The sequence below is a fragment of the Vibrio sp. 947 genome (assembly GCF_033339115.1).
GTDB classification, from domain to species: Bacteria; Pseudomonadota; Gammaproteobacteria; order Enterobacterales; family Vibrionaceae; genus Vibrio; species Vibrio alginolyticus.
The window spans coordinates 34,907-54,096 of record NZ_JAWOTX010000033.1; the positions used below are offsets into that span (position 1 = coordinate 34,907).

The 19,190-nt window shown below is 45.4% G+C and carries 18 protein-coding genes and 1 riboswitch; of the genes, 13 read left to right on the plus strand and 5 right to left on the minus strand.

All coding sequences use genetic code 11. From position 1 onward, the window contains the following. The first annotated feature begins 53 nt into the window (after positions 1 to 53). From rpoH to glpG, 3 genes are all read left to right on the plus strand, one after another. Positions 54 to 911 (plus strand): RNA polymerase sigma factor RpoH, encoded by an 858-nt coding sequence (rpoH, locus tag R7Q39_RS26285; RefSeq protein ID WP_005378693.1) that lies wholly within the window; start codon positions 54 to 56, stop codon positions 909 to 911. A 493-nt stretch (positions 912 to 1,404) separates the two neighbouring features. Next, positions 1,405 to 1,725: a thiosulfate sulfurtransferase GlpE gene (glpE, locus tag R7Q39_RS26290; RefSeq protein WP_005378691.1), complete on the plus strand. Its 321-nt coding sequence runs from the start codon at positions 1,405 to 1,407 to the stop codon at positions 1,723 to 1,725. Then, positions 1,725 to 2,567 (plus strand): rhomboid family intramembrane serine protease GlpG, encoded by an 843-nt coding sequence (glpG, locus tag R7Q39_RS26295; protein ID WP_213905040.1) that lies wholly within the window; start codon positions 1,725 to 1,727, stop codon positions 2,565 to 2,567. The genes glpE and glpG overlap by 1 nt, the downstream gene beginning before the upstream one ends. Positions 2,568 to 2,629: 62 nt before the next feature. Here glpG and R7Q39_RS26300 read toward each other — a convergent pair whose 3' ends face one another. Continuing rightward, positions 2,630 to 3,040, minus strand: coding sequence for a flagellar basal body-associated protein FliL (locus R7Q39_RS26300; protein ID WP_005378687.1), 411 nt, complete (start codon positions 3,038 to 3,040; stop codon positions 2,630 to 2,632). Between the two features lie 161 nt (positions 3,041 to 3,201). Between R7Q39_RS26300 and R7Q39_RS26305 the strand changes: the two genes are divergently transcribed. Further along, positions 3,202 to 3,741: a chorismate lyase gene (locus R7Q39_RS26305; RefSeq protein WP_017636075.1), complete on the plus strand. Its 540-nt coding sequence runs from the start codon at positions 3,202 to 3,204 to the stop codon at positions 3,739 to 3,741. Then, positions 3,742 to 4,596: a 4-hydroxybenzoate octaprenyltransferase gene (ubiA, locus tag R7Q39_RS26310; RefSeq protein WP_005378684.1), complete on the plus strand. Its 855-nt coding sequence runs from the start codon at positions 3,742 to 3,744 to the stop codon at positions 4,594 to 4,596. It begins immediately after the preceding gene. A 64-nt stretch (positions 4,597 to 4,660) separates the two neighbouring features. On the opposite strand, the gene plsB is transcribed toward ubiA, so the two are convergent. Continuing rightward, entirely contained in the window at positions 4,661 to 7,087 is a 2,427-nt protein-coding gene (plsB, locus tag R7Q39_RS26315; RefSeq protein WP_017636074.1) for a glycerol-3-phosphate 1-O-acyltransferase PlsB, read from the minus strand. Between the two features lie 368 nt (positions 7,088 to 7,455). Here plsB and lexA point away from each other — a divergent pair, with 368 nt between their 5' ends. The 3 genes from lexA to dinF all read left to right on the plus strand — a co-directional run bounded on the left by lexA (position 7,456) and on the right by dinF (position 10,470). Continuing rightward, positions 7,456 to 8,076: a transcriptional repressor LexA gene (gene lexA, locus R7Q39_RS26320; protein WP_005378682.1), complete on the plus strand. Its 621-nt coding sequence runs from the start codon at positions 7,456 to 7,458 to the stop codon at positions 8,074 to 8,076. A 194-nt stretch (positions 8,077 to 8,270) separates the two neighbouring features. Continuing rightward, positions 8,271 to 9,065, plus strand: coding sequence for a class I SAM-dependent methyltransferase (locus R7Q39_RS26325; protein ID WP_025768172.1), 795 nt, complete (start codon positions 8,271 to 8,273; stop codon positions 9,063 to 9,065). 55 nt (positions 9,066 to 9,120) lie between these two features. Beyond that, positions 9,121 to 10,470 (plus strand): MATE family efflux transporter DinF, encoded by a 1,350-nt coding sequence (gene dinF / locus R7Q39_RS26330; RefSeq protein WP_031781357.1) that lies wholly within the window; start codon positions 9,121 to 9,123, stop codon positions 10,468 to 10,470. Between the two features lie 57 nt (positions 10,471 to 10,527). Here dinF and sthA read toward each other — a convergent pair whose 3' ends face one another. Next, positions 10,528 to 11,958, minus strand: coding sequence for a Si-specific NAD(P)(+) transhydrogenase (gene sthA / locus R7Q39_RS26335; RefSeq protein ID WP_005389689.1), 1,431 nt, complete (start codon positions 11,956 to 11,958; stop codon positions 10,528 to 10,530). 263 nt (positions 11,959 to 12,221) lie between these two features. Here sthA and fabR point away from each other — a divergent pair, with 263 nt between their 5' ends. Next, the gene (gene fabR, locus R7Q39_RS26340) at positions 12,222 to 12,863 is read left to right on the plus strand and encodes an HTH-type transcriptional repressor FabR (protein ID WP_005378632.1); all 642 of its coding nucleotides are present in this window, start codon (positions 12,222 to 12,224) and stop codon (positions 12,861 to 12,863) included. Continuing rightward, positions 12,863 to 13,228 (plus strand): YijD family membrane protein, encoded by a 366-nt coding sequence (locus tag R7Q39_RS26345; RefSeq protein WP_005378634.1) that lies wholly within the window; start codon positions 12,863 to 12,865, stop codon positions 13,226 to 13,228. Before fabR ends, R7Q39_RS26345 begins: the two co-directional genes overlap by 1 nt. 64 nt (positions 13,229 to 13,292) lie before the next feature. Here R7Q39_RS26345 and trmA read toward each other — a convergent pair whose 3' ends face one another. Continuing rightward, positions 13,293 to 14,402 carry a tRNA (uridine(54)-C5)-methyltransferase TrmA gene (gene trmA / locus R7Q39_RS26350; RefSeq protein ID WP_005389691.1) on the minus strand — a complete coding sequence of 370 codons (1,110 nt, stop codon included), beginning with the start codon at positions 14,400 to 14,402 and terminating at the stop codon, positions 13,293 to 13,295. A 184-nt stretch (positions 14,403 to 14,586) separates the two neighbouring features. After that, positions 14,587 to 14,787: riboswitch (cobalamin riboswitch) on the plus strand. 55 nt (positions 14,788 to 14,842) lie between these two features. On the opposite strand from trmA, the gene btuB reads away from it, so the two are divergent. From btuB to murI, 3 genes are read left to right on the plus strand one after another with little or no spacing between them, the layout of a single operon-like run. After that, positions 14,843 to 16,678, plus strand: a complete 1,836-nt coding sequence (btuB, locus tag R7Q39_RS26355; RefSeq protein WP_005378674.1) for a TonB-dependent vitamin B12 receptor — start codon at positions 14,843 to 14,845, stop codon at positions 16,676 to 16,678. Positions 16,679 to 16,737: 59 nt separating this feature from the next. Beyond that, entirely contained in the window at positions 16,738 to 17,430 is a 693-nt protein-coding gene (locus R7Q39_RS26360; protein ID WP_005378675.1) for an ATPase, read from the plus strand. 31 nt (positions 17,431 to 17,461) lie between these two features. Then, on the plus strand, positions 17,462 to 18,265 hold the full coding sequence (gene murI, locus R7Q39_RS26365) for a glutamate racemase (RefSeq protein WP_047104461.1): 804 nt from the start codon (positions 17,462 to 17,464) through the stop codon (positions 18,263 to 18,265). Here murI and R7Q39_RS26370 read toward each other — a convergent pair. Next, positions 18,228 to 18,683: an RNA-binding protein gene (locus R7Q39_RS26370; protein ID WP_017636066.1), complete on the minus strand. Its 456-nt coding sequence runs from the start codon at positions 18,681 to 18,683 to the stop codon at positions 18,228 to 18,230. The genes murI and R7Q39_RS26370 overlap by 38 nt on opposite strands. Between the last annotated feature and the right edge of the window lie 507 nt (positions 18,684 to 19,190).

The window sequence follows — 19,190 nt, forward strand, 5'->3', positions numbered from 1 at the left end:
TCGAAGCTAAATTGCAATGTAATGCTCCAGATCAGAGATTGATGAGGAATTGAATGACAAAAGAAGCGTATCCGATGGCTCTAGTCACGCAAGATAGCCTTGATAGCTATATTCGCTCAGTAAACAGCTACCCAATGCTGACTGCAGACGAAGAGCGTGAGCTGGCAGAACGATTACACTATAAAGGTGAGATTGAGGCTGCAAAAGGTCTAATTCTTTCGCACCTACGATTCGTTGTTCACGTTGCTCGTGGTTACTCTGGCTACGGTTTGCCAATGGCGGATCTTGTGCAAGAGGGTAACATCGGTCTAATGAAAGCCGTTAAGCGTTTTAACCCAGAAGTAGGGGTTCGCTTGGTTTCTTTTGCTGTCCACTGGATCAAAGCAGAGATCCACGAATACGTGCTACGTAACTGGCGTATCGTGAAAATTGCGACCACTAAAGCGCAACGTAAATTGTTCTTCAACCTGCGTAAGTCGAAAAAGCGCTTGGGTTGGTTTAACAACGGTGAAGTGGAAACCGTTGCGCGCGAGTTAGGTGTTGAGCCTTCTGAAGTTCGCGAGATGGAATCACGCTTAGCGGCGGTGGATTCAACCTTTGATATGCCAACTGATGAAGACGACAGTTCAAACGCTTACACAGCGCCGATGCTATACCTAGAAGACAAATCGTCTGATGTGGCCGACAACATTGAAGCCGCCAACTGGGAAATGCACACCAACAATCGCTTGGGTCATGCATTAGCGAGTTTGGATGAGCGTAGTCAGCGCATCGTGCGTTCTCGTTGGTTAGATGATGAGAAAGCAACATTGCAAGACTTAGCTGATGAGTTCGGTGTTTCTGCCGAGCGTATTCGCCAGCTAGAAAAAAATGCAATGAAGAAACTAAAATTGGCCGTGGGTGAATTTTAATTTCCACTGCTAATTGAAAGTAAGATTTTCATAGAAAGCCGAGATCATGTGATCTCGGCTTTTTTATTGTCGATCGAAAATCGATAGCGTTTGCGATCTGGATTTTATGTGCTACCTGTGTATAACTCTGTGAAGTAATTATTTATCAACTGTTCGAAACCCGGACAAAATAAGGGATTCAAGCACTTTTCCATCTGGGGATAGTTATAGATATACACACAGTTAGATCAGGATCATCACTACATATTGTGGATCAAAAGATCCAAATACACTTTATCAACGCAATTCACAGCTTTATCCACAAATGGTTGGAATGTGTACACTTTTGAAAACCCTGATTATCCATGTGTCTAAGTTTTCCGTTGGATAGGTTACAATAGCGGCAGTATACCCAAGCAGCTTCAAATATGGATTTTATGCTGTACCACGGGCGCTGATTAGTACGTTAGGTTCGAGGTTGCTTGGGTATATTAATAAGACAATGAGAAAGTAAATGGATCAGTTTAAGCATATCGATGTACAAGGTGCGCAAGCGCTGCTCGAGCAGGGTGATGCGAAGCTTGTAGATATCCGTGACCCTCAATCGTTTGCCGTTGCGCATGCGGAGTCCGCGTATCATTTAACTAACGATACGATCGTTGCGTTTATGGATGAAGTGGAGTTCGAACAACCTATTCTAGTGATGTGTTACCACGGTATTAGTAGCCAAGGTGCGGCGCAATATTTGGTTAACCAAGGCTTTGAACAGGTGTACAGTGTAGATGGTGGCTTTGAAGCCTGGCATCGAGCAGAACTACCGATAGTGAGAAGTTAATGAAGAGATTGGTAACGTTAAATAATCCACGTATGGCGCAAGCCTTTATTGATTATATGGCCTCTCGCCAAATTGACATCGAAATGATGCCAGAAGGGGATGGGCAATTTGCGCTGTGGCTGACTGATAGCCAGCATGAAATAGAAGCGGAAGCCGAACTTAAGCAGTTCCTTGCTAACCCGTCTGATTCAAAATACAGCGCCGCCTCGTGGGACGTTGCCGATACTCGTAAGAGCACATTTCATTATTCCAGCCCGAGTATCATGAGCATGGTCAAAGCGAAAGCTGGCCCCATGACTTTGCTGATCATGACAGTCTGTATCATCATCTACTTGTTACAAATGTTTGGCTTTGGCAATGGCGTGTTTAAGTTGTTGCACTTCCCGGCTTTTGAGGGGCAACAATGGCAAGTGTGGCGATGGCTAAGTCATGCGTTACTGCACTTTTCAGTAACTCACATCGTGTTTAACTTACTATGGTGGTGGCAGTTGGGTGGCGACATCGAACGTCGTCTCGGTTCCGGTAAGCTATTGCAACTCTTTGTGGTGTCGGCAGCGTTTTCAGGGGCAGGCCAGTTCTATGTTGAAGGGGCTAACTTCGGCGGCTTGTCTGGCGCGGTCTATGCACTGCTTGGTTATTTGTGGATATTGGGTTACCGCTTGCCACATTTAGGCCTTACGCTACCCAAGCCAATCATCGTCTTTATGTTGGTATGGTTAGTTCTTGGTTTTGTGCAGCCATTTATGGCGATTGCAAACACCGCTCACTTAGTTGGGCTACTGTCGGGGATGGCGATTGCGCTGTTTGATTCAGGCAAGATGAAATACCAACAGCAAGCCTAAAGCAGATGAAATGAAAAGACCGCTCAAGAGCGGTCTTTTTTATGTTCAAAACGGATTTGGGTTTATTGATAAAGGTATTTTGTAAACAACAAATCGGCAATGATGGTTTTACCTGTTTCAGGCAAAAGCGTTTCGTTGAGGGTCGTCACTAAGGTTTTGCGCAGATCTTCTCGGCCAGACAGGGACTTAATCGTATCTTCTGTTTGCTTACCCAATAATTCAATCACTGCATCGCGAATCAAAGGTTGGTGATGCTCAACAACTGATAAATCTTGTTGACTCATTACCATGATGTCGATGCGCACTTGCACATAACCTAACTTTTTGCCTTTGGTGTAAAAGTTAGTAGTGAGGTCAGGCTCTAGGGTAAAGTATGCCAACTTAGGTCCAGCTTCTTCCGTTTCAGCCCAACTTGGTGCGGCGAATAGTATGGTTAACGCAAAAATAATTTGGGCTATATAACGTTTGTACATATTTCTAACTTTTCTTTCTCTGGATCGCGATATTCGAATCGCTTCAGTCTTGATACAATGGGCCGTCTATAACAAATAACGGAACTTACGGTTACATACATTACTATGGACGGTAAGTTGTTGCTTTATTGTACGCATAAAGCCTCCAATTGAATACTAGTATGAATCAGCCAACATCACTCTATCTTGCTTCTTTATTGGAAGTAGAGTGGCAAAACCCCGAAGAATTCGAATTTCCAAATGAATTTGCCAAGCATTGGCTTGAAGAGCAAGGGTCTTTGTCACGTCGTTTAAAACAGCACTGCCAAGCGTTAACGGTAGAATTACTACAAAATCAGATCGTCACTGCAGCGACATTAAAACAGGACGAAAGCCAGTTATTGTCCGAACAAAATTGCTTACTGAGAGAGGTAATTTTGTGCGGTGACAATAACAACTGGGTTATTGGGCGGACATTGATTCCTCGTTCAACCTTAGTTGATCAGCAGTATGATTTGGCTCAACAAGGGGATATCCCATTAGGACTAACTGTGTTCAGCGCAGATAACGTTGAGCGGGACTCTTTGCAAATGGGATGGGTAGCCGTACCAGAAGGACGTTTGTTAGCGCGACGCTCAAGGTTGTGGATGAATCACAAACCGATGCTAGTCGCCGAGTTATTCTTATCTAATTCACCAGTTTACGCTAAGGAGACAGTGTAAATGTCCGCAGAAAAAGCCAAAGCATATTGGCAACTGATGCGTATGGATCGCCCGATTGGTTCACTGTTACTGATGTGGCCAACGATTTGGGCGCTAATTATCTCAGCCCAAGGGATGCCAAGTTGGGATGTATTCATCGTGTTTGTATTGGGGGTATTCCTAATGCGTAGTGCGGGGTGCGTGATTAATGATTTTGCAGATCGCAAAGTCGACGGCCATGTAAAGCGTACTAAGCAACGTCCACTGCCATCAGGGAAAGTGACAGCAAAAGAAGCGATTGGATTATTTTTGGTTTTGGGTATCAGCTCGTTTTTGTTAGTGCTGACCATGAACCCGCTGACGATTCAGCTATCCTTCGCTGGCATTGTGTTGGCGTTCATCTATCCATTTATGAAGCGCTACACTCATATTCCACAGCTATTTTTAGGCTTGGCTTTTAGCTGGGCGATTCCAATGGCGTGGGCTGCACAAACTGGGGAATTACCATTAATTGTTTGGTTTTTGTTCCTCATTAATGCTTTGTGGACCATTGCGTACGACACTCAATATGCGATGGTAGACCGAGATGATGATCTAAAGATTGGCATTAAATCGACGGCAATTCTGTTTGGTCGTCATGACAAGCTTATTATTGGCGTGTTGCAACTGATTACACTCGCGATGTTGGTTTGGTTAGGGCAGTTCTACCAATTGGGACAAAGTTACTACTGGACCCTTTTGATTGCAGCGTCGTTGTTTGTTTATCAGCAGCACTTAATTCGTCACCGTGAGCGTGAGTTGTGCTTTAAGGCTTTCCTTAACAACAATTATGTTGGCATGGTGATAGCGATAGGGTTACTGGTCGCATTTTGGTAAGCGAAGAAATAGAAAAAGGCATCCGATTGGATGCCTTTTTTCTTATTGGAAGAAGGTAAAACGGTTACGACCGAAGTTGGTGAATACTCTCTTCGATCGTCAGTTTCACTTCTGGATAAAGCAGAGTGAACAGTAGCCGTGCAAATTGCTGCGTTTTCTTCGTGTCACAGTTACCATCGTTATCGAGGTATTTTTGCTGTTTGAGCGTATTGAACATCGCGGTAAACACACCTTTATCGAAGAATTCTGGCGCATTAATACCGTGCAAACGCCCTAGGCGCTGAGCAATATCTTGGCTCTTCTGCTCTAGGTCCGATTTACCCAGCTCAGGGTAAGCAACAAGCAAGTTCATCGCGATAGAGTAGCGTTGCAGCGTTTCAGTTATCGTACGACCTAGCAGAACTAAAGGCTGGTTGTTCGACTGATTGATTTCCAGCTTATCACCATCAAGACTAATCATTTTCTGATCGGCAAATTCATGCAGTGTTTTAACGACCAATTCATCTAACTCGTCTTCTTGGTAACTTAAGAACAGCTCTTTCTTCAAGAATGGGTAGATTTGCGCGACATTCGCTTGAATCTTGGCTACCGAAAGGTTGCGCTGACGAATGAGCATTTGGGCAATTAATGACGGCAGAGCGAACAAGTGAATGATGTTGTTGCGATAGTAAGTCATCAGGATCGATTGGCTACGGTCCAGCGAAATGATGTCACCCATGCTATCGCTTTCAATCACGAACTTATCAAGCGAAATTGCATGATCGACCAACTCCTCAGCACTTTCGATAGGGATAGTGGAGGTGCTTGAGTACGGGTTATTTTTGAGTAGCTTTAAGTAACACTCAATCTGATTGATCAGCGAGTCACGAGAAAGTGCACGTTGACGAGAAGCAAGCAGTGCGGTTGCACACAAGGTCAACGCGTTTGCCGCCGCCGCATCGTTGATGTGCGTCATCATCTTATTAGCAAGGTCGTTCACCACAGGATTCATCCATTGTGGTTTGTTACCACCCATGCTGTCGATGTCTTTCGTCCACTCAGGAGCATGCTCGTTCAAGTACTGGTTGAGCTGAATTGGCTCACCGAAGTTCACATAGCCCAAACCAAAGTTACGCAGTTTACGCAGAGTACGCAGTACAAGCCCTGCGTTTTCTTTCTCTTTGCGTTTGCCACGCAGCTCTTTCGCGTAAGTGCCCACTTCCATTACGTGCTCGTAGCCGATGTAGACCGGCACTAGCGTTACTGGGCGGTTTAAACCACGTAGCATTGCTTGGATGGTCATAGCCAGCATACCCGTTTTCGCTTGCAGTAAGCGACCTGTACGTGAACGACCACCCTCACTGAAGTACTCGACTGAATAGCCTTTGGCAAACAGCTCAGCTAGATACTCACGGAAAATGGTTGAGTACAGTTTGTTGCCTTTAAAACTACGACGAATAAAGAACGCCCCACCACGACGGAAAAGCGGACCGGCCGGGAAGAAGTTCAAGTTAATGCCTGCCGCAATGTGCGGAGGCACCATGCCTTCATGGTATAAAACATAAGACAACAGCAGGTAGTCCATGTGACTACGGTGACACGGAACGTACACAATTTCGTGGCCGTCTTGCGCTAAACGACGCACAGTCGAGGCGTTATTGATGTGCAAACCTTGGTATAGTCTTGTCCATAACCAACTCAGGATGCGGTCGCCGTTTTTCACCAGACTATAGGAGAAGTCGGCAGCGATTTCATCCATGATGTCGTGGGCTTCTTTACGTGCCTTATCAATCGAGATGTTTTTGCTCTTGGCTTCGTCAGCAATCGCCAGTTCAATAGCTGGAGATTTTAGTAAACGAGCAAACAACACTTGGCGTTGTGGCAGGTTTGGGCCTGAAGCAGCCAGTTTCTGGCGTGAGAAGTGGATACGCGCCACGCGAGCCAGTTTGTGCGCAATTGCGCTGTCGGTACCGTGAGAGTCTGCCATATAACGCAGAGATACCACGGGACTAAAGCGAACTAAGCAGTCGCGTCCCGCCGCCATTACTGCTTTGGCTTTTTGCGGACCATTCATCGGTTGAAGGTAAGGCTTTTGGTTCTCTTCTTTACCTGGCTTACGACCCCAAAGCACGGTTGCAGGGATCATTTGAACATCCAACTCACTATCCAGCTTGTGCAGTTCCAGTAAGTCAGTGAACAGAGAAACAGAATCGGTTGGGACATCATTATCGTTGTTCATCACAGTTGGACGCGCAGCGATAAAGACGAAACGGTTCAGCGTTTTGCCATTGATTTCCAGCGGGCTGAGCGGGTCGGGTAGACCAAGGCTCATGGCTTGTTTTTGCAGTGTCAGCAAATCCACGTTCGAGCGGAACGGCAGGGCATATACAATCGGTTTAGTTAGGTCGATGTTCAGATCTTCAATCGGGTTCGACGGGATTGTGGTGCCCTTTACCAGTACCGATAAAGGTAGTTTTAGTAATGAACGTGAAAATGATTGTCCAGAAGACATAAAGTTCACAGCCTCAATAGGTATTCAAACAGGCCTAACCTTATTTCAGTTTCCGCTTTGCATGTCTTCTCTATAAAAAGAGATGAGTACGGCAATAGAAATAAGCCTAGGCGATAAAATTTAAGCGCTGCAAGGATACCAGAAACTGGTCAAACCTTTTAATTTTATTGGCTGTAAATTAGTCGAACCCCTAAGTTATTGCTTTGACTTGATTAACTGAAAAGTCGGTGTTTTAAACGAATAAAGAATGAACTTAATCGGTAAGCTGAAAGCTCTCCACAAATAAATTAAAAAACAACCAATTGGGTTTTCATTTGAGCATTTACTGGATATACTCACAGTTAACTGTATAAAAAGACAGGTGAGACATGAAGCCGTTAACGCCACGCCAACAACAAGTCTTCGATTTGATTAAAAGTAAAATCGATGACACCGGAATGCCACCAACTCGTGCAGAGATTGCGCGTGAGCTTGGCTTCCGCTCTGCGAATGCCGCAGAGGAACACCTAAAAGCGCTTGCTCGTAAGCAAGCAATTGAAATTATTCCAGGCGCTTCTCGTGGGATTCGTATCCTGCTTGAAGACGCAGCCAATGATGAGCAGGGTTTGCCATTGATTGGTCAAGTTGCAGCGGGTGAGCCAATTCTGGCTCAAGAGCACGTAGAGGCGCACTACCAAGTCGATCCTGCGATGTTCAAACCGCAAGCGGATTTCTTACTTCGTGTAAATGGCGAGAGTATGAAAGACATCGGGATTATGGATGGCGATTTGCTCGCGGTGCATAAAACCCAAGACGTGAGAGACGGTCAAGTTGTCGTTGCGCGTGTTGATGATGATGTGACTGTGAAGCGTTTGGAGCGCAAAGGCTCAACCATATTACTGCATGCTGAGAATGAAGAGTTTGCCCCAATCCAAGTGGACTTAACGTCTCAGCACCTTACGATTGAAGGCTTAGCCGTTGGTATTATTCGTAATACCGATTGGATGTAAGTGTATTTAAGCAGCCCAGTTGACCTGGGCTGTTTTGTCTTTTCTCTTCTTTTCTCTTTTTCTACTTCCTCCAAAAGCTTGCTCATCATCTTGACCTTGTTTGTTTTGACCAATTTATAAGCTTGATAGTGTAATTGATATTCATTATCATCTTTATTAATGTCTATGTTTTCTCTCTGGCGCAGGAAATGCCCATGTCTCAGTCTAAACATCAAGTTCCTAACCATCTATTGAAGCCACTGTTATTGCGTAGCCGTGAAAGCATGGTCGACAATGGCTTGGTGTACGATCCGATAGCTGCTAAAGCGTGTTTGAGCTGTAAGATGGCGCCGGATTGTTTGAGTGGTGATATTGCGCAGAAGCAATTGCTGCACGTGACGCTGACTCAGCTTTGTGACCAGCAGGTTAGCCACTTCTTACAGCAGTATCCCGATGCCTGGATAATCAATGTCGGAGCGGGGCTGGATACCCGCTTTTATCGTTTGGATAATGGACGCTGCCATTGGATAGAGCTGGATGTGACGGAAAATTTGGTATGGCGTCAGCGCTTGTTCCACAAAAATGAACGCTATGAACATCGCTGTGGCAGTGTGGATGAAATGTCGTGGCTAGAGACGTTAGCCATTCCAGAGCAAGCACCGGTACTCATTTTATGTGAAATGGCACTGCTCGATTGCACAGAGCGTCAAGTCGCGAAATTTATTCAAACCTTAGGTCGACATTTTGTTTCTGCTGAACTGTGTATGGTGCTGGCAGGAGATTTAACGGAAACCAAGTGGGGGAAAAAGCTTGGATCTGATCGTTATGCTCATGGCTTTGAAGCGCCTGCAGCACAGATATTGCAATGGTTACCATGGGCACAATGGGCGAAAGCTTTCTCGCCATTCGATAGATTCTGTTCTCGTTGGAAAGCTTGGCAGCGTTGGCTTAATAAGATTCCAATGTTGAAGCATCGCCTCACGCCAGTCCTCGTTCACATCAAGTGGTAATTGGCTAGTCGTTAAGCGCTCAGGTACACTCGTCGATCTTACTGATGAGGTGCCTGTGACAAATTCAATCTTCTCTCCTTTATCTAACCCAAAAGTTCATCGCCAAGTCTTAGCTTTAGCGATACCTATGGTGCTGTCGAATATTACTGTCCCATTGCTCGGTTTGGTCGATGCTGCGGTGATTGGTCATCTAGACCACGCTTGGTATTTGGGTGGTGTTGCGTTGGGCAGCACCATGATCAGCGTGACGTTTTGGCTGCTTGGTTTTTTGCGTATGTCGACTACTGGGTTGGCGGCGCAGTCCTATGGCGGTGAAGACCGAAAGCAACTTGCCTTGGTGTTTATGCAAGGCTCACTTATGGCGCTGCTGTTTGCGTTAGTCTTCCTTATTGCCCATAACCCGATTGCTGATTTGATCTTTGGCTGGAGTGACGCCAGCGCAGAGGTAAAACACTACGGCATGCAATATTTCTCTATCCGTGTGTGGAGTGCCCCCGCTGCGCTAATGAACTTTGTGTTGTTGGGGTGGCTGCTCGGGACGCAAAATTCCAAAGCACCAATGTGGATGGTGATCATCACCAACGTGACTAATATCGCCCTCGATTTGTTGTTTGTGATTGGTTTGGGGTGGAAAGTAGAAGGCGCTGCGCTGGCATCGGTGATTGCTGACTACTCAGGCATGGGTTTTGGTCTCATGTGTGTTTGGAAAACCTGGCGAGAGAGGCAATTACCATCACCTCAAAAGTTGCTAACCAGCACTCAACACGGTTTAGGGCGCTTCGTGAAATTGAATCGTGATATTTTCTTACGCTCTTTGTGTCTGCAAGCGGCTTTTAGCTTTATGACGTTCCAAGGCGCGAGCTTTGGTGATGAGGTTGTCGCTGCAAATGCGGTTCTGATGAGCTTCCTGATGATTATCTCGTATGGCATGGATGGCTTTGCTTACGCAATGGAGGCCATGGTCGGGAAGGCGATTGGTGCCAAAGATAGGCAACAATTGAGTGCATCGCTTGTCGGCACTTTCTTTTGGAGTTTGGTTATTTGCTTAGGACTGACCGCGCTCTTTGGTTTGGCGGGATCGCAGTTGATCGCCATGATCACTTCAATTGAGGCGGTACAAAAGCAAGCAGCGGTGTATCTACCTTGGCTGGTGGTGATGCCACTTGCGTCGATGTGGTGCTTTCTATTGGATGGCATTTTTGTCGGTGCAACCAAAGGCAAAGACATGCGCAATAGTATGTTTGTCGCGACCAGCAGCTTCTTCGTTGTCTTTTACTTATTCGCCGAGTGGGAAAATCACGCGCTGTGGTTTGCAATGACGAGCTTTATGTTGATGCGGGGTATTGGTTTAGGGGTTATCTTTCTCTACCAATGGCACAAGGATACCTTCCTAGCACAATGTTGATATAAAAACAGCAGGTCCAAGCCTGCTGTTTTTCTGTCTGCTATCAAGAAGCATAGATTAGAACAAGCGGTTCAAACCATTCAACGCAGCGACACGATACGCTTCGGCCATTGTTGGATAGTTGAAGGTGGTATTGACGAAATACTCGATGGTATTCGCTGAGCCTTTTTGCTCCATAATGGCTTGACCGATGTGGATAATTTCCGCGGCACGTTCGCCAAAACAGTGAATCCCTAAAATTTCTTTGGTTTCACGATGGAACAATATCTTCAAGCTACCGATGTCTTTCCCTGCGATCTGTGCACGAGCTAGATGCTTGAACGAAGAGCGTCCTACTTCATACGGTACTTTCGCAGCTGTTAGCTCTTGCTCGGTTTTACCCACAGAGCTAATCTCTGGGATGGTGTAGATACCCGTTGGAATATCATCAATCAGATAGTTTTCTGCCTGACCTTTCGTAATGGCTTGTGCGACAAATCGCCCTTGGTCGTAAGCGGCGCTTGCAAGGCTAGGGTAACCGATGACATCGCCTACAGCGTAAATGTGCTCAATATCGGTTTGGTAGTTACGGTTTACTTTTAGTTGTCCGCGAGAGTCCGCTTCCAGACCCACAGCACCCAAATTCAACTTATCGGTGTTACCTGTTCGACCATTCGCATACAACAAGCAGTCCGCCTTCATCTTCTTGCCAGATTGTAGGTGAATAATCACGCCATCTTCTGTGCCTTCGATTTTTTCATAGGTCTCATCATTACGAATTACCACACCGCTGTTCCAGAAGTGGTAAGACAGCGCATCTGACACTTCGTTATCCAAAAACTCCAACAAGCGGTCGCGGGTATTGATAAGGTCGGTTTTCACTCCAAGGCCGCGGAAGATAGAAGCGTATTCACAACCGATAACGCCCGCACCGTAAATGATGATATGGCGAGGGTCGTGTTTCAGGCTCAAAATGGAATCACTGTCGTAGATGCGCTCATGCAAGAAATCTACGTCGTTAGGCTGATACGGGCGAGAACCCGTCGCGATGACAAACTTATCCGCAGAATAGATTTCTTCTGTACCGTCGCTTTGCATCACTGCAATTGAGTAGTTATCGATAAATCGCGCGGTTCCGAACAAAAGTGTGCATGAGTTACGGTCATAAAAGCCCTGACGAAGTCGAGTTTGCTTATCAATGACCGATTTAGCATGACCTAAAATGTCAGAAAATGTTGCATGAACGCTGGTGTTGTTTCGACAAAATAGCGGGTTGCTATTAAATTCGATGATGCGGCTAACGGCATGACGCAGTGCTTTTGATGGAATGGTACCCCAGTGAGTACAACCGCCGCCGACACTGCTTTCTTTCTCGACAATGGCAACATTCAGTCCCGCTTTGGTTAATCCCATTGCAGCCCCTTCTCCGCCAGGGCCACTACCGATTACGATCACGTCATAGTGATTAACATGCGCCATGATGCCTTCCTTGTTATATTTGCTTAACATTGCTTTAGCGCGATTTTAACTCATTTACTCTATTGGTACACGTAATGCCTGTTAGAGAGTGGAAGTGATCACGCAGAATCGACCAAAAGGGTGATTTGGTATGTTGTATGTCTATAAATTGCATCGAGAACATTGCAATTAGATGCATGCCAATAGTAACGTTCTCGGCGCTCAGAGCGAGCGAAGCAACATATCTTTCTCCGTAGGAGCAAATTGCGTTATATTGAGGCTCTTGTACCCTACAGAAAAAGAGCAAGTTAAGAATGAAATCGATGGGAATCCGCGCACAGCAAAAAGAGAAGACACGTCGATCATTGATCGATGCGGCATTTAGTCAGTTAAGTGCGGATCGCAGCTTTTCCAGCCTTAGCTTGCGAGAAGTCGCCCGAGAGGCAGGGATTGCACCGACTTCTTTTTACCGTCACTTCAAAGATATGGATGAGCTAGGCTTAACCATGGTCGATGAAGGCGGTTTGCTACTACGTCAACTGATGCGTCAGGCGCGTCAACGTATTGTGAAAGAAGGTAGCGTAATTCGTACCTCGGTCGAAACCTTTATGGAATTCATTGAAAGTAGTCCGAACGTTTTTCGTTTGTTGTTGCGTGAGCGCTCCGGCACTTCTGCTGAATTTCGTACCGCTGTTGCTCGAGAAATCCAGCATTTTGCGGCAGAATTAACCGAGTATTTAATGAGCACCGGCGTGACCAGAGAAGAGGCGTATACTCAAGCAGAAGCGTCTGTGACTTTGGTTTTCAGTTCGGGGGCTGAAGCTTTAGATTTAGATCGACGTGAGCGCGATGAACTCGCCGAGCGATTGATCATGCAATTGCGAATGATAGCCAAAGGGGCCTATTGGTATCGCAAAGAACGTGAACGTAACCGATTAAAAGGCGGGATAGAATAATGTCGAATGGAAATAAATCTGAAAAGAAAACGCTGATTTTGGCACTGGTTGCAGGTATGTGTGGTGATGCTTTGTTGTCATGGTTGACCATGAGTGAAGTGTCTTTTTCAATCTTCCCATTGATTGCACTCGTACTGGCTGTACAAGCTCTTTACCAAGAGTACCTAAATAATCCGGTATCAGAAGATATCCCATTAGTTGGCTTGGCGTGTTTCTTCGTAGGTGCGTTTGGTCACTCTGCGTTTATTAAAGCGCAATACCCAGAAGCAGGCTCAAACTTCTTTGCGATCATGGTTTCAATGATTTTACTCGCATGGATTGGTAAGAAGTTAGGTTTTGTCAGCAAGAAGACTTCTGCGGAATAAGCAAAACGAATCAAATTAAAAAGCGAGCCATTGAGCTCGCTTTTTTTGTATTTGACGCCGTGGGTTACACTTTGCGTTCCAAAAGCACACCCGCTTCCATGTGGTGGGTATAAGGGAATTGGTCAAACAGAGCAAAACGCGTCACGTTGTGTGTTTCGCATAGAATGTCCAAGTTCTCTTTTAGAGTCTCAGGGTTACAAGAGATGTACATGATGCGCTCGTAACCTTGCACCATCTTACAAGTATCGACATCCATCCCAGCACGTGGTGGGTCGACAAAAATCGTATTGCAGTTGTAGCTCTTCAGATCTACACCTGCATCTTGTAGACGACGGAATTCACGCTTACCTTCGATCGCTTGAGTAAATTCCTCGGCTGATAGACGTAAGATTTGTACGTTATCAATCTTATTGGCGGCGATGTTGTACTGTGCAGATACAACCGATGGCTTCGCTAGCTCAGTTGCAAGAACGCGGTCGAAATTCTGTGCCAACGCCAGCGAGAAGTTACCGTTACCACAGTAAAGTTCTAGTAGGTCACCAGTGCTTTCTTGGGTACAGTCGACAGCCCATTCCAGCATCTTCTCTGCGACTTTGCCGTTCGGCTGAGTGAAGCTGTTCTCTACTTGTTGGTAGATGTAGCTTTGACCATTTACATCGAGCTTCTCGATCACGTAGTCGCGGTCTAGGACAATCTTCATCTTACGAGCACGACCAATGATGTTTAGATTGAAGCCTTCATCATTTAAACGCTGTTTAAGGGCTTTCGCGTTTTCAATCCACTCTTCATCAAGTTGGCGATGGTAAAGGAGTGAAACCAGAATCTCACCGCTTAGCGTCGACAGGAAATCCACCTGGAACAGTTTACGACGTAGTGAGTCGTTGTCTTTCATCGCTTCAACCAATAGCGGCATCAGGTCGTTGATCAGACGGCTTGCTGCAGGGAATTGGTCAACACGGTATTTCTCACGAGTTTCTTGGTTGAACATGATGTAGTAAAGATCTTCGCCTTCATGCCAAACACGGAACTCAGCACGCATACGGTAGTGCTGCTCTGGTGATTCAAACACTTCCAGTTCTGGCACGTTGTATGGCGCGAACATATCAGTGAGACGTTCGACTTTTTCAGCCAGTTGTTCTTGGTAGCGTTGTGGGTTTACATCAAGAGTAGCCATGATCTTACCTTTTATGGTGCATTCAATTTAAGAGCGCAGATTTTATTCAATCTCAATAGGATGTCCAGTTTTGTACTGGAATTGATTTAAAGATAGTGCGTACAGGCAGAGTAGAAAGCAAAATCAATCAAGACGTTACAACTTCTAAGGGCAATATTGGCTGGACAAATAATCAATAGCTGAATAATATTTGCCTCAAGTTGGTGCTATCTAGCAATCTAGATGGCTGAAATGGGAATCTGGTGTGAATCCAGAACTGACGCGCAGCGGTAAAAGAGAACGAACGCTCATCAGACACTGCATTAGTTTATGTGGGAAGTCGAGCAAGTAGGCGGTAAACCCGTGCTCTTGAGTCCGAATACCTGCCAACAACTGAGCCACAGCACTGGACTGTCATGATGACAGGGCTCGGAAGGAATTACGCGATTTAGGACAATACAATGAGAAAATCCGCACTGGCGATCACTTTGGCATCGCTGCTTTCACCTGTCTCTTATCTACAGGCCCAGGAAACCTCCACTGACGAAACCATCGTTGTTACGGCAAACCGTTTTGAGCAAGCCGAAAGCCGTACGTTGGCAGATGTCGAAGTAGTTACTCGACAAGACATCGATCGCATTCAAGCGAAAACCCTACCAGATGTATTGCGTCGCCTTACCGGAATTCAAGTTTCACAAAATGGTGGTCGTGGTCAGTTAGCGTCTTTATTTGTTCGTGGAACCAGTTCCGACCAAGTTTTAGTACTGGTTGATGGCGTACGTTTTGCACGAGCAGCGAAGGGCGCTGTGGACTTTAACCAAATCCCACTTACTTACGTTCAACGTATTGAGTACGTGCGTGGTGCGCGTGCGTCACTTTACGGCTCAGAAGCGATTGGTGGCGTGATCAATATCATCACCATTGCGCGTGCTGACGAAGAAGGAACGAAGTTAAGTGCGGGTTTAGGTAGTTTAGATTATCAAGAATTGAGTGTGGCATCTGGTATTAAAGTCACAGAGAGCGGCCAGCTAAATATCGCGCTTGGTAGTGAAAGTGATGATGGTTATAACGTTCGTCCTGTACCGGGAGTTAATGACGGTGATCGCCATGGCTTTGATACAAAGAATGGTCTGCTAGGTTACGTGCATAACTTCAATGACCAGTGGTCTGCATTTGGTAACCTACGTGCTTACGAAAATGTTTATCAATATGACAGCAGCTACGGTAGTCGCGGTTACTACGAAGCAGAAAAAGACGATCTTTCTGTCACTCTGGGCGGTAAGTATCAGTCTGATAATGTGATGTCAGAACTACAAGTAACAGCACAGAAACAGAAGTCTTGGAACTATGAGCAAGCAAAAGGCAAACACTCAGGTACTGAAGATGAACTTGAGCAGCAAAATGTCCAGTGGACCAACAGTTACTTGCTAAACAACAATACGACGTTGGCTGGTGGTATTGATTGGCGCAACGAGTCTTATAAAGACAAGAGTGCGAATAAAACGTTTGATCGTACCAATGGCGCTCTGTTTGGTATGGCAACCACTAGTATTGATAAAGCAATGCTCGAGGGCAGTGCTCGCCTTGATGATAATGAAGAATACGGTAGTGAGTTCACTTACAGTTTAGCGGCTGGTTACCAGTTTGTACCAGAGTTTGGGGTTAAAGCCTCTTTTGGTACTGCGTTTAAGGCTCCAAACCTATATCAGCAGTATGACCCGACATACGGTGAGAAAGATCTGAAGCCGGAAGAGTCAGATGCTTGGGAGCTAGCATTCAGCGGTGATGTCCAAGGCGTTTTTTGGTCCGTCACGGGTTATGACTATAAAATCACGAATCTTATCGATTACCATCCAACCACGTACAAATATTTGAATGTCGATGGTGAAACACATATCCAAGGTGTGGAGCTTGTTGCTGAGTTTGATACAGGGATTGTGCAGCACCAGTTGAGTGCAGATTACAAAGATGCTGAAGACGATAAAGGGCATCAGTTGCAGCGTCGCGCTAAAGAAATGTATAAGTGGAATGCTTTAGTGAGCTTCGATAAAGTGGACTGGTCGGTTAGCTATCAGTACGTCGGTAAGCGTCCAGATGTGGATTACAGCACTTGGCCTTCACAAGATATCACGCTTTCTTCTTACTCGTTGGTTGATACGGCAGTGACTTACTATCCGAATGAGTCGACCTCTATTAGCGCTCGTATCGATAATCTACTTGATGAAGAGTATGAGATGGCAAAAGGTTACCCCGCTGCAGAGCGAGCGTACTATATCAACGTTGGCTACGAATTCTAATCGTGAATGAGCACAAACCGCCTTCGGGCGGTTTTTAATATTTTGTGGTGGAAAATCGAATGAAGAAACCCAAGCGAGTGGTGATCAGTTGGTCCAGTGGTAAAGATTCGACATTAACGCTTGAGCGCCTTAACGAGAATCCAAATTATCAAGTTGTCGGTTTGTACACGACTTACGTAGGGAAAGAAGTCCCTTTCCAAGCAACTCCGCTTGAAGTCGTTCAAATGCAAGCAGACTTACTTGCGCTTCCGCTCATTACTATCGAGCTACCTGAAATCTTTCCAAGTAACGACATTTATCAATCGACCATCGTTAATGCATTACAAAGTAGTGGTCTGAACATAGAAGCTGTCGCATTTGGTGATATGTTTTGTAATGGCATTGCCGATTACCGACGCAGCTATATTGAACCTGTTGGCTGGGAATGCGTCTTTCCTCTATTAGGGGAGAGCAGCGAAAAACTAGCGATGGAAATCATAGAGCGTGGTATTCAAACTATGTTAATCACCATCGACGGAAGAGTTCTCCCTCCAGAATGGTGTGGTCGCTGGTATGACAAAGCCCTAATAGAGTCATTACCAAGTCAAATTGATCCCTGTGGGGAAAATGGTGAATTTCACACATTGGTCACGTCTTCGCCATCTTTTCAAGGACATATCGAGTTGACGAAGCGAGATGTAGAATCTGGAGATAGATTCAGCCATCAAAGATACCATGCTAAAGCATTGCCAAAACAAATCTACGCAGTATGATCGCAACGTTTCTGTTCTTTAGGTAAGACTCGTGCGAGTAGCAAGTAAGAAAAAAGTCCTAGTTTTTGACTCTGGTGTTGGTGGTCTTTCTGTATTCCAAGAGATACATCGCCTATTGCCCCAGCTAGACTACTTATACTTATTCGATAATCAGGCTTACCCTTATGGTGAACTCGATCAGGCTGTACTCGTTTCACGAGTTAACCAACTGGTCTCTTCTTTAGTCGAAGAACACCAAGTCGACATTGTCGTCATTGCTTGCAACACGGCGAGCACCATAGTGCTTCCTTCCTTACGCGAAAATTTATCGATTCCCGTTGTTGGTGTTGTCCCTGCGATTAAACCCGCATCGCTTTTAGCATCAAAAGGGGTAGGGCTGATCGCCACTCCGGCGACAGTAACACGCCAATATACTCACGAGTTAATACGGGACTTTGCGCAAGGCAAACCAGTTGAGCTGGTGGGATCAACTCGCTTGGTAGATATGGCCGAAGAGAAGTTGCGGGGCAACAGCGTTTCTCTCGACGAACTGACAAATATCCTGCTTCCCCTTCGCGATAAAGTCGATGTTGCGGTGCTCGGTTGTACTCACTTCCCTTTAATCAAAGAGGAAATTCATCAAGCTTTGGGTGGGGACGTTACTTTAATTGATTCAGGCGCAGCGATTGCACGTCGAGTAAAAGCATTGCTATTAAGTGATGAAATTGAGGATACAGAAGAGGGAAGTAAGTCGATTTATGCCAGTGCAACTCCTTGGCAGGAAGATGCACTGAACATTTGTTTAAAGAAGCTAGGTTTTAATCCTGTTCAGGTTTACCACCATCCGGATGTTTAGGATCGTTCGCAATTCTCACTTTTAGCGTTCTCTCCATATATTCCTTTTCATTAAGTTTAGCGATAGCTGGCTTGGCATCTGCCGCAGCCATCACTACAAAACCAAACCCTCTTCTTTTTCCTGTACGCTTATCTTTCATTAAGCGTACCGCATAGACCTGTCCATATTCAGCAAACAAATCGCGAACATGACTCTCATTGGCCTTATAAGGAAGGTTGCCGACATACAGCGTTTTAGTTGAAGGATCAGGATCCGAAGATTGAAGAACAGGTGTTTTGCTAGAAAATGAAAAAAGAAAAGCAGTAGCGATAACACCAATGAGGAAGCTCAAGGCTGGTGGGATGATGAATTGAGAGAAGATGATTCCCCCAACGATGGCCAGCCCAACACATAAAATCAGATTTTTTTTAGACGTCATTTTAATTACTACACATAGTGATAAAGAGATCGATTGTCCATTAACAGAATAGACACATGAATCTTACGTATATGGTTGGTGTTTTTCCAACCAATTGCTGTGATATGTCTCAAATGTGACGAAGAAATATGCAAATATCGCACTTTTGGATAATTTGTGACCGGTTGGTTTTTTATTTGCAAAAAACGCTTGTACTAATTTCTCAACCCCCTATACTGCGCATCCACCGACACGGAGTGAGACGAAAGTCACACAGCGAGTCGAGAAGAGAGAAAAAAGAATTTGAAAAAAATGCTTGACTCTCTCACGGTGTGAAGTAAGATACGCACCCCTAACGACGAGCAGCTAAGTTGCTGAAAATGTTAGAAAAGCTCTTTAAAAATAAGAACCTATCAATCTGTGTGGGCACTCGTTGATGATAATCCAATTAGATACTTCGGTATCAAATTAGGTTTCAATGAAACGAAGTGACCATTGAATCTTCGGATTCAGCACAGTCAATTCAAA

Coding starts and splice junctions, on each gene's coding strand:
- rpoH (WP_005378693.1), top strand. CDS start 54: ATGACAAAAGAAGCGTATCCGATGGCTCTAGTCACGCAAGATAGCCTT.
- glpE (WP_005378691.1), top strand. CDS start 1,405: ATGGATCAGTTTAAGCATATCGATGTACAAGGTGCGCAAGCGCTGCTC.
- glpG (WP_213905040.1), top strand. CDS start 1,725: ATGAAGAGATTGGTAACGTTAAATAATCCACGTATGGCGCAAGCCTTT.
- R7Q39_RS26300 (WP_005378687.1), bottom strand. CDS start 3,040: ATGTACAAACGTTATATAGCCCAAATTATTTTTGCGTTAACCATACTA.
- R7Q39_RS26305 (WP_017636075.1), top strand. CDS start 3,202: ATGAATCAGCCAACATCACTCTATCTTGCTTCTTTATTGGAAGTAGAG.
- ubiA (WP_005378684.1), top strand. CDS start 3,742: ATGTCCGCAGAAAAAGCCAAAGCATATTGGCAACTGATGCGTATGGAT.
- plsB (WP_017636074.1), bottom strand. CDS start 7,087: ATGTCTTCTGGACAATCATTTTCACGTTCATTACTAAAACTACCTTTA.
- lexA (WP_005378682.1), top strand. CDS start 7,456: ATGAAGCCGTTAACGCCACGCCAACAACAAGTCTTCGATTTGATTAAA.
- R7Q39_RS26325 (WP_025768172.1), top strand. CDS start 8,271: ATGTCTCAGTCTAAACATCAAGTTCCTAACCATCTATTGAAGCCACTG.
- sthA (WP_005389689.1), bottom strand. CDS start 11,958: ATGTTAAGCAAATATAACAAGGAAGGCATCATGGCGCATGTTAATCAC.
- fabR (WP_005378632.1), top strand. CDS start 12,222: ATGAAATCGATGGGAATCCGCGCACAGCAAAAAGAGAAGACACGTCGA.
- R7Q39_RS26345 (WP_005378634.1), top strand. CDS start 12,863: ATGTCGAATGGAAATAAATCTGAAAAGAAAACGCTGATTTTGGCACTG.
- trmA (WP_005389691.1), bottom strand. CDS start 14,402: ATGGCTACTCTTGATGTAAACCCACAACGCTACCAAGAACAACTGGCT.
- btuB (WP_005378674.1), top strand. CDS start 14,843: ATGAGAAAATCCGCACTGGCGATCACTTTGGCATCGCTGCTTTCACCT.
- R7Q39_RS26360 (WP_005378675.1), top strand. CDS start 16,738: ATGAAGAAACCCAAGCGAGTGGTGATCAGTTGGTCCAGTGGTAAAGAT.
- R7Q39_RS26370 (WP_017636066.1), bottom strand. CDS start 18,683: ATGACGTCTAAAAAAAATCTGATTTTATGTGTTGGGCTGGCCATCGTT.